This window comes from Methylocaldum sp. 14B (genome assembly GCF_002005105.1).
Lineage (GTDB): Bacteria > Pseudomonadota > Gammaproteobacteria > Methylococcales > Methylococcaceae > Methylocaldum.
Genome location: NZ_MSCV01000039.1, coordinates 25,542 through 35,428 on the forward strand (window position 1 = coordinate 25,542; position 9,887 = coordinate 35,428).

At 54.0% G+C, this 9,887-nt stretch carries 9 protein-coding genes and 1 tRNA gene; 7 read left to right on the forward strand and 3 right to left on the reverse strand.

Annotated features, from left to right (window positions below):
• Positions 1 to 13: 13 nt before the first annotated feature.
• Both B2A78_RS22090 and B2A78_RS22095 read right to left on the reverse strand, forming a co-directional pair.
• The gene (locus B2A78_RS22090) at positions 14 to 1,333 is read right to left on the reverse strand and encodes a hypothetical protein (RefSeq protein WP_143735282.1); all 1,320 of its coding nucleotides are present in this window, start codon (positions 1,331 to 1,333) and stop codon (positions 14 to 16) included.
• 75 nt (positions 1,334 to 1,408) lie between these two features.
• Complete coding sequence (locus tag B2A78_RS22095; protein WP_077732217.1) at positions 1,409 to 1,996, reverse strand: polysaccharide biosynthesis/export family protein; 588 nt, start codon at positions 1,994 to 1,996, stop codon at positions 1,409 to 1,411.
• A 332-nt stretch (positions 1,997 to 2,328) separates the two neighbouring features.
• Between B2A78_RS22095 and B2A78_RS22100 the strand changes: the two genes are divergently transcribed.
• Positions 2,329 to 4,725, forward strand: coding sequence for a tetratricopeptide repeat protein (locus B2A78_RS22100; RefSeq protein ID WP_168175521.1), 2,397 nt, complete (start codon positions 2,329 to 2,331; stop codon positions 4,723 to 4,725).
• 88 nt (positions 4,726 to 4,813) lie between these two features.
• Here the strand turns inward: B2A78_RS22100 and B2A78_RS22105 are convergent, their stop codons facing one another.
• Positions 4,814 to 5,635 (reverse strand): hypothetical protein, encoded by an 822-nt coding sequence (locus tag B2A78_RS22105; RefSeq protein WP_077732219.1) that lies wholly within the window; start codon positions 5,633 to 5,635, stop codon positions 4,814 to 4,816.
• A 214-nt stretch (positions 5,636 to 5,849) separates the two neighbouring features.
• Between B2A78_RS22105 and mscL the strand changes: the two genes are divergently transcribed.
• The 6 genes from mscL (at position 5,850) to B2A78_RS22135 (ending at position 9,880) form a co-directional block, all read left to right on the forward strand.
• On the forward strand, positions 5,850 to 6,296 hold the full coding sequence (mscL, locus tag B2A78_RS22110) for a large-conductance mechanosensitive channel protein MscL (RefSeq protein WP_077732220.1): 447 nt from the start codon (positions 5,850 to 5,852) through the stop codon (positions 6,294 to 6,296).
• On the forward strand, positions 6,272 to 7,267 hold the full coding sequence (locus tag B2A78_RS22115) for a cation diffusion facilitator family transporter (RefSeq protein WP_077732221.1): 996 nt from the start codon (positions 6,272 to 6,274) through the stop codon (positions 7,265 to 7,267). Before mscL ends, B2A78_RS22115 begins: the two co-directional genes overlap by 25 nt.
• A gap of 103 nt (positions 7,268 to 7,370) precedes the next feature.
• A tRNA-Pro gene (locus B2A78_RS22120) sits at positions 7,371 to 7,447 on the forward strand.
• Between the two features lie 189 nt (positions 7,448 to 7,636).
• Positions 7,637 to 8,734 (forward strand): AAA family ATPase, encoded by a 1,098-nt coding sequence (locus B2A78_RS22125; RefSeq protein WP_077732222.1) that lies wholly within the window; start codon positions 7,637 to 7,639, stop codon positions 8,732 to 8,734.
• A complete protein-coding gene (locus B2A78_RS22130; protein ID WP_168175522.1) occupies positions 8,734 to 9,420 on the forward strand; it encodes a DUF4276 family protein in 687 nt (228 codons plus the stop codon). The genes B2A78_RS22125 and B2A78_RS22130 overlap by 1 nt, the downstream gene beginning before the upstream one ends.
• A gap of 244 nt (positions 9,421 to 9,664) precedes the next feature.
• Positions 9,665 to 9,880 carry a hypothetical protein gene (locus B2A78_RS22135; protein ID WP_077732224.1) on the forward strand — a complete coding sequence of 72 codons (216 nt, stop codon included), beginning with the start codon at positions 9,665 to 9,667 and terminating at the stop codon, positions 9,878 to 9,880.
• The last annotated feature ends 7 nt before the right edge of the window (positions 9,881 to 9,887 follow it).

Below are 9,887 nucleotides of genomic sequence, written 5' to 3' on the forward strand. Positions count from 1 at the left end.
CCCTCGCTATCGGTCAGTACTGTAGCTTATCCCATCGATAGCGGATGGTCAGATAAGCGGCGTGTGATTCGGGAATATTCGAGATGACATCGATCTCCTGTCGACTGTACTGATACGACGCGATCACTGACCAATTTTCGCTCCAATTCCAGATCAGCTCGCTCCTGGCACGAAAAAGTTGGCGATTGAGCTCTACGTTGCGCTGATCGGCTGTCTTGCGGTCCGTGTAAGAAAATTGAGCCGATCCGGTCAGTGTCGGCGTAAATTTGTGCTTTCCAGTTAGCGTGACCGTATCAGCCTCGATCAAGTTCCCGTAAATGTTCGGGCTGACCGTGTGCGCATAGTCGAGGTTCAGTTCGTCCACTTCGAAGCGCTTGGTTGCGCGCGCGTCTATCAGATAAGTCAAAGAGCTGCTGCTGATGTGCTCAGCATCATCGAGTATCGGATCACCGAACGCAGTTCTGAAAATCGTTCGGGAGCCGGCTTCGGTCTTGTTGTATTGGCCGCCGGCGGCAAGGCTGACGTCGAATGTTTCGTCGATGGAATAGGAGAATCCGACGATGGCCGTGGCGTAATCGATCATGATTTCTTCAGTGCGATTTTCATATGTTCCGGGAACACGGAATATTTGGAAATCCAAGGTTCCTGGGATGAAAGTCGTGCTTTCCGGTGCCGAATAGCTCGTGTAGGAGAACGAACCATTCATCTTTAAGTATTCGCTGTATTCATGAACCACACCGACCGAGCCGAAATGGATTTGATAATGAGGAAAGGCGGTATTGTCTTTGTTCCGATATTCGGTGTTGTCATATTGATAGTTCAGACCAAGCCGGGTGTCTTCGCTCAAATAATATGTCCACGACGGGTTAATCGTTTGCCTGTTTCTCCTGACTTGCTCGAATACCAGATCGTTGGTTTCAATGAACGAAGTTCGGCTCGAATCCCTGATGTAATCGCCTCGAAGAGCGAATTGGCTACGCTCGGTGACGAAATAACTGCCGGTCAAGGAAACGAATTGATTCAGGGTATTCAAGCCCTTTTGATCGTAAAAATAATTGTCGAGACGGATACTTCCGTCGAGCTTCCATATTTCTTCAGCGGCTGAGAATTGTGTGTTCAGGCCGAGTTTCGTGCCCCAGACATCGGTATGTGGGCCGGGTGTGAGAAAGATATTGGTGTTGTACTCCTCTTCCACGTTGGCATCCGCTTGGAAGGTATATTCCACTGCATTGACGTCCGTTGCGATAAGTAATCCGATGATCCACGTGATGTAGAGTGGAGGGTTTCCTCGTCCTTTATTGCTTATGGCGTTGACCGGTTTTGCGTTATGCATGGCTGTCAGAGCCAATCAAACGAGTCGGCAGCGTCAGGAATTTCGTCGATCGATACAGGGATAACTCGTGCGACATCACGGAACCACTACAACGTCTCCTCTTTGCAGCAGGATGTCTTGCTCCAACGCGTTTCCATTGGCGACTTCATCGTAGTCGAAGGGTAACGCCACCTCCTTTTCGCCTATCCGGCGTATGATCTTGATATCGTCATCGTCGGCAAAAGGCGTCAGGCCGCCAGCCATCGACAACGCCTGCATGACCGAAACCTGATTCGGGGTAATGAATTCACCAGGCTTGTTGACTCTGCCAACCACATAAATCTTGTGGTTCAAATTGATCAAAGCGACACTGACTTCCGGCTCGGCAAAGAAATCGGAGAGTCTTTTGGCGATTTCGGATTTGATCTGACGGACGGTCAGACCTCCCGCTGCCAACTCACCGATTAAAGGGAACGTAATTCCGCCATCGGGACGTACCAAGGTCTGCTTCGTTAGCCCGTCTTCTTTCCAGACGGAGATCTCCAGAACATCCCCGGCGCCGACGATATAATCGGGAGGTACGGACGCCGATGAGTCGACCGATAAGGAGGCGGGAGCCTGAGCAGCGGATACCGAGAAGGCGAAGTGAAGGATAAGCGCAAAAGCCAAAAATCCATTTTTCATATGCGCATCTACACGATGTTACGAGAGACCGGACGGATGAATCGGTCCGTATCCCATGGACCATGACCGTATGTAACGGTATAGTCGGAGAATACTACAGCTTATTACATTTTTCACGCCCGTAACAATCCAGATTGCGGAAGGAGATGGAGCCAAGGAGATGGCTGCGGTCTCCTTCGCGTTACAAAGCTGTTGTCATCAGGACTCTCGGAGCGGCGATGCGCCCGCACGCCCCAGGGGAAACCTGGCGAATTTCCGGAAGTCCGCTGTATCGTGCTCGAGATCGAGAAATCGAGCTGATTTCAACCGCAAATACATTAGGGACGATATCCATGCTGATCAGGACATTAGCTTTCTTAGGTCTCTCACTGAGTGTAATCAACGTTCTGACCGGGTGCGGCGGCGCCGAAGAGCGCAAGGCGGAGCATCTGGAGCGAGGCAAAAAATACCTCGAAGAGCGGAACTTCGATAAGGCCAAGATCGAGTTCAAAAACGTCTTGCAGATCGATCCCAAGGTCTCCAAGCCCTACTTCTATTTGGGGCAAATAGAAGAAGCGCAGAAGAATTGGCGAGATTCCTTTGCCCTCTATCAAAAGGCCGGCGAGCTCGATCCGAACGACCTGGACGTCAAAGTCAGGCTGGCGAAACTTTATATGCTGGGCAAGCAGCTCGATAAAGCCGACGCTCTGTTGAGTGCCGTTTTGAGTGTTAAGCCCGAGGATATCGATGCAAGAATGGTGAAAGCGGGTTTATCGACTCTCAAAGGCGATCAAGCCGCTGCTATCGACGAACTCAGCCGCATCACGGCGGAGCAGCCGTCCCGCGCCGAGGCGTTTTTCGTTTTGGCGATGCTTCACAGTCAACGGAACAACCTCGATGAAGCCGAGAGAGTCTTAGAGCAGGGAGTAAGCGCCAATCCGGGCGATACCTCGCTGCAATCGGGGCTGGCCAAGCTCGCCGCTCAGATGAAAAAGCTCGAAAAGGCTGAAAATATCTATAAAGAGATGATATCCGGCGATCCCGCCAACCTGGAGCACCGGAAACTATTGTCCGAATTCTATATTCGACAAAAACGCTGGAGCGACGCGGAGCGGGTCTATCGCGAAGCCATTCAGGCCAGCCGCGACGACAGTCAGCGTTACATCTTGCTTGCGGAATTCTTGGCAAAATCCGGCAAATCCGACGAGGCGGTCACCGAGCTTGCCGAAGCGATCGAGGCTTATCCAGAAAAACCGGACCTGCGCTTCGCCTTGGCGAGGCTTCACGAGCAACGCAGGGAAACCGATAGAGCAGAGCGGCTCTATCGAGAGATCATTGCCTTGAAAAAATATGCTCCGGATGCCTTGAAAGCGAAAAACCGTTTGGCCTTGCTCGCTTTGGCCGAAGGACAAGTCGACAAGGCCGCTACATGGATCAATGAAGTTCTGGAGGCGAATCCGGGGGACCGCCAAGGGCTCTTGCTACGGGGGCGCATTGCCTTATTCCGCAAGGATGGCCAAAAGGCGGTCGCGGCCTTTCGTTCGTTGCTCAAAGATCAGCCCGATTCGTGGGAAATACTCAAGCTGTTGGCCGCTGCGCATACGCTCGACGGTAAGCCGGTGCTCGCGCAAGAAAGTCTCGAGAAAGCCGTGGCGGCGAATCCCGATAAATTCGAGGCATACAAGAATCTGATCGACTTTTTGGCGGGGCAAAAGAATTACTCGTTAGCGCTGGAAAAGATCGACGAGTTCCAAAAACGGAACTCGGCTAGTCTGGATGCGCTGGTGCTCAAGTCGGAAATTTTGGCGGCAGCCGGGAGGACTGCGGAGCAGGAGACGGTTTTGAAGCGGATCAAAGCGGAGTTTCCGGAAAATCCAACCGGAGGCTTCCTTTTGGGCAAGCTTTATCAGAGCCAGAAAAAATATGACTTGGCGTTGGCCGAATATGAGGAATCGCTTGGAAAATCCAAAAACGATTATGAGATTCTGAAAGCGATTTTCGGAAGTTATGTCGAAAAAAGGCAGGCCGAAAAGGGCGTGGAACGAATCACCAATGTTCTCAGCAACAATCCGAAACATGCGGGTGCCCACCAATTGCTGGGATTGTATTACCTGGGCGAAAAGCAAGAAATGGAAGCCGTCAAGTTTCTGAACATGGCCATTCAGTCCAACCCCCGTTGGTTGCTCCCTTATGCAAATCTCGGCGCTTATTACGAACAAACGGGCAGACGGGACCTGGCGCTCAAAACCTATCATCGGGCACTCGAAGCACTGCCTGGGGAACCCGCCGTCCTCATGAACTTGGCGCGGGTCTATGAAATTTCCGGGGACTATGAAAACGCGATCAAACAGTACGAAACCATTCTCAAGCTAAACCCCGGCAACATGCTCGCCCGGAACAATCTTGCCAGTTTGCTGAGCCTTGACCATTCTCGGAAAGACAAGCTCGATCGGGCTTTCGAGCTTGCGAAGGAGTTCGATAAGACCGAGGAGCCGGTGTTTTGGGACACGCTGGCTTGGATCTATTACCAAAAGGGTGCGTACGAAAAGGCTTTGCCTTTACAGTTGAAAGCCGCCGAGAAATCTCCGGACGTGCCGATTTACCAATACCACCTCGGTATGATTTACCTCAAGAAAGGCGAGCGTGCGGCAGCTGTGGAGCATCTTCAAAAAGCGGTGAACTCGGGCAAGGAGTTCGTCGGTTTGGAAGATGCGCGAAGCGCATTGATCTTAGCCACAGACGGCGGTTGAGGCGTATCCGGGTTCGGGGTCAATGCTCCAAACCCGGATTCCCACCACGGTGGTCAAAGCCGAAACGTTCGGTCGGAATGCGAATGGGCTACCGCCAAAGCGTAAGCTCTTGCGGCTGATAACCGGAAGGCACCTGCGGACGATCGTCGGGGGATATCGAGTCGGTTATCCGGTTCAGAGCCATAACGGTGGGATGCTTGCCGGAAAAGTCCACCATTTCGACCGGAACGCCGGCCAAATCGCTGAGTTCGATCGGCGGTAGCGATATTCCGAACTGGCTCGCGAAGCCTTGTGCTTTTGCGGCTATTCGCTGAGTGAAAGCGAGGAGCGAGCGAATCGTTGCGTAATCATCCGTGGATAACTGCATCGATGATGGATTCGCGAGGCATACTTCTGCCAGCTTGGTCGCCCCCTTCAGTACGTCCAGCTGTTCGCAGCTGATGCCGGCCACTTGCTTGGCCCGTCCCGTCTTTACGAGGCGCGAGTCATTCGCCGGATTTTCGGCGGAACCGAGCTGATCTATGGAGATCCCTCCCAGCATGTCCTCCCATTTAGCTCGTTGCTTCGGTGACAGTTTCTTGAGTTGATCGCCCAAACCTTGAAGAACCGGTTGAAGATCCTGGGTTTGACGAGCAATCCGATCGATCTTTTCTTCGGTTATCGGCGTGAACTGCTGCTTCTTGTGGTCGATCAAGACCAGCTGTTCATTTGCCCGCTGATAAAAAATGTCCAGATTGCGATCGCCGCCGGCGCCTTTGACCATAATTTGGCCATCTTTGACGACAACCGGTTGAACAGACCTCTTTTGTCCTTCTTCCACGTTGAATTCGATAGTGCTGTCCGCATTGGAAGGAGAGAGCCAAACGAGATTGGCTACTAGGGCCAGATTGAAAAATTTTCGATATTGCATACGGAGATTCCGGAGGTGTTCGCTTACCGCTCGATAGACGAATCGAAGCTGTCGTGTCCTCGTCTAAATGCGGCAAGCAAATAATGGATGTCTAACTCAGGTTAGAATGGAACGGTAGAACGCATTGTGACATGCGTATTCGACTTGCGACAATCGGCGGGGTGATTTTAGGATTGCGTCAAGACGTAACCAGTTCCATAAGGAAGATAACCAGATGTTAAAAGAATTCAAAGAATTCGCCATGCGTGGCAATGCCGTCGATATGGCGGTGGGCATCGTTATCGGGGCTGCTTTCGGTGCCATCGTAAAATCGTTGGTGGACGACGTCATCATGCCGCCAATTGGTTTGTTGTTGGGGAATGTCGATTTTTCGAATCTTTTCGTCGTACTCAAGGATGGTGCAACAACCGGCCCGTACGCGTCTCTGGCTGAGGCCAAGCGGGCTGGAGCCGTTACCATCAATTACGGCGTTTTCTTCAATTCGGTAATCAGTTTTTTGATCGTGGCTTTCTCGATTTTCTTGCTGGTCCGGAGCATCAACAAATTGCGGCGTGAAGCGCCGTCTGCGGCTCCGGCTACAAAAGAGTGTCCCTATTGCCTGTCGGCAGTCGCACTGAAGGCGACACGCTGCCCTCAATGCACATCCGAGCTCAAGTTATAGGTCAGGCCGTGGCGGGCGGACACACGCATGTTCATGTCGATACGATCGGAGGGCGTGCAAAATTCCGATTGGGACTCTCGGCCGCTCTGACCATCGCGTTCGTCGTCTTTGAAGTCCTGGCGGGGCTGATTGCGAACAGCTTGGCGCTATTGACCGATGCGGCACACAACCTGACGGATGTTCTTGCATTGGTGCTGTCATGGTATGCGCTTCATTTGGCCGAGCAGCCGTCCCATGCCGGCAAAACCTTTGGTTATCATCGTGTCGGCATTCTTGTCGCCCTCATTAATTCCACGACGCTGACCCTGATTTCGGCTGGAATATTTTATGAGGCCTACGAACGTTTCGTGTCTCCGCCGCCCGTTGCCGCCGACATCTTGATCGCCGTCGGCGCTGCGGCGTTCGTCGTCAATGTCGTAACGGCATGGTTGGTCAGCCACGGCGCCGAGCACGATTTAAACATCAGGAGCGCCTTTATTCACTTGCTGGGAGACGTATTTTCGACGGCCGGAGCGGTCCTCGCCGGCATCGGAATCTGGTTTACCGGCTTTTATTGGCTCGATCCCTTGGCCAGTGTCCTGATCGGTCTGCTCATCCTCTGGAACGCTTGGGTGATCTTGCGAGAGACCGTCGACATTTTATTGGAAAGCACGCCTCGCGATATCGAAATGAGCTCCATGGTGCGCGATCTTCTTCAAGTCGAAGGCGTAAAGGGCGTTCATGATCTCCATGTTTGGAGCATCTCGAAAAGTTTTCGCTTTCTATCGGCGCATATCGTCATCGACGACGTTCTGATCAGCCAGGCCGCGTTAATACAACATGAAATCAAGGAGATGATCCGGAGCAATTACGGCATCGGTCATTGCACCTTACAGCTCGAGTGCGAAGGATGCGATCCGGATTCCCTGTACTGTGACATCAATCATTACGGCCGCCATCAACACGCCGATAACCATCATGCCGCAAGGTGAGCGGATTGAATAAAGCCGCACCGCCGGTTTGAAACCAACTACGCGATCGGCGATTCTCGGATTTTGCTTAGAATTCATAAACGCGGTATTATTGTCGCCTTCACGGGGCGTAGCGCAGTCTGGTAGCGCACCTGTATGGGGTGCAGGTGGTCGGAGGTTCAAATCCTCTCGCCCCGACCAATTGAATCAAAGGCTTATCGATCATGTCGGTAAGCCTTTTTTCGTTTGGGACCAATTTTAGGAGCCTATCCCGTAAACCGGTGGCGTGCCCGGTGAGGTAAGCTGGAGCAAGTGGAGACCCAGGTTTCACACCATGAGACGGAATGTCGACGGGCAAAGTTACCAAATCGAACCTTTGGAGTAGGTGCCATGGCGAAAGAGAAACGACCTTTGGAAAAGATTACGCTCTCGGGCTACAAGTCCATCCGCGAGCTGAAGGAGTTTCCGCTCGCTAGCGGCCTCAATGTGCTCATCGGTGCCAATGGCTCGGGCAAGACCAATTTCATTCGCTTTTTCGAGCTGCTCGGCCACATGATGGACCCGAACAAAGGCCTGCAGAATTATGTGGCGTCCCGCGGGCGTGCCGACGCCTTTCTATTCCGCGGCACGAAGGTGACGCCGGAATTGAGTGCCCATCTCAAGTTCGGGCTTAACGAATACCGATTCAGCCTTCGCGCCGCTGCTGATCGGTCGCTGTTCTTTTCGCAGGAATCGGCACCGTTCGATGGCCCTTATTTCGGGCATGTAGCCAACGACCAGGGGAGCGGCCACGTAGAAAGCGCGCTGGTGCGGAAGACCGGACGCAGCGCGAGTGAGCAATGGGTGGTGGATACCATTCAGGGATGGCGGGTATATCACTTCCACGACACTTCGCCATCCGCGCCGGTAATGGGGGTTTGCAACGTGGTGGATTCCGACGTGCTGCACAGCAATGCGGCAAACATCGCGGCGTTCCTCATGCGCATGGCGCGAACCCACGCTGATCACTATGCCCGGATCGAGGAGACCGTTCGCCAGGTTGCGCCGTTTTTTGGGACGTTCGTGCTCAAGGAGATTTCACCGGGTCAGACCCAGCTCTTGTGGAAGGATCGCTACTCCGACCTACTCTATTATCCGTATCAGCTCTCGGACGGCACGATCCGTTACATTTGCCTTGCCACGCTGCTGTTGCAGCCGGAGCCAGCCTCGACGCTCCTCGTGGACGAGCCGGAACTCGGTCTCCATCCCTACGCCATCAAGCTGCTGGCCAGCATGCTGCATGAGGCGGCGCAGCATACCCAGCTCATTATTTCCACTCAGTCGTCGCTGCTCATTGACGAGATGAGCCCGGAGGATGTCGTCGTCGCGAATCAGCGGGATGGCGAAACGGTACTGGACCGGCTGGACTCCGACAGACTCGGGGAATGGCTGCAGGAATACACGCTGGGCCAGTTGTGGGAGAAGAACGAGCTGGGAGGCCAGCCCTGATGGCGTGGCGGCGCCTCTATATCACGGTCGAGGGCCAGACAGAGCGGAAGTTCGCGGACGAGGTGCTACGGCCCCACCTGGCGCAGTACTCGCTCGATGCGCGCACGCGGGTGGTGCTGACCAACCGCACATTGGGCAAGCGCGGCGGCGTTCTGGACTTCGCAAGAATCCGCGATGATCTTCGCCGATTGATGCGCGAGGACGGCAATGACGATGCCCTGTTTACGACCATGGTGGACCTTTACGCCTTGCCGGCTGAGTTTCCCGGCTGGGACGAAGCGCGCAAGAAGACGGTTCCGCTGGAGCGTGTTTCGGTTCTCGAAGAGGCATTCCGCGCGGAGATGGGGGACGGACGGTTTCATCCCTACATCCAGTTGCACGAGTTCGAGGCGCTGCTTTACTGCGATCTGACTCAATTGCAGCGGCGGATTCCCGAATCCGGGCAGGCGATTGCGGCCTTGGCGCAAGAGGTGGCAGGTTTCGCGCCGGAGGACATCAACGAAGGTGCCGCCACGGCCCCGAGCAAGCGGATCATCCGCTATCTCCCAATCTACGAGAAAACGAAAGTGCGCATCGGCGCTCCCGCCGCTGCCGCGATCGGACTGCCGACATTGCGGGTGCAGTGTCCGCATTTCGACGACTGGGTGCGCAAGCTGGAAGGGCTCGGCGAGCCGTTCGCCGGCTGAGGGCAAGGCATAGCTCATCAGGTTTGCCTTCCTTCATGGCTGCAAATTCCGGATTGCAAAACAGCCCTCGCTCCTGAAAGTAACGGGCAAGCAGAGCATTGGGCATCTGCCGAAAATAATCCTTGGTGGAATAGTGCCGAGCCATTCTGTCCCCCCTTTGGCAAGTTCTTGTCAAGAACTTGGTTCGTATCGGACTTTACTGTACAGTGCAGTACATTCACAGTCTACCCGTTGAGATGGAATCATGGCTACCGGCAAGACCACCACACTGACTTTTCGCATTGAGCCGGCCCTGAAAGAGGCGTTGCGCATCGCCGCTGCCCGTGAGCATCGATCCCTGGCCAATATGGTGGAGGTGCTGATTCGGGATTATTGCGGGCGGAACGGGATTGCGATTCCGGAGCAGGATGACCTGTTCGATGACGCCGGAAACCGGACCGACACAGAAAATAAGGGCTAACGGAACG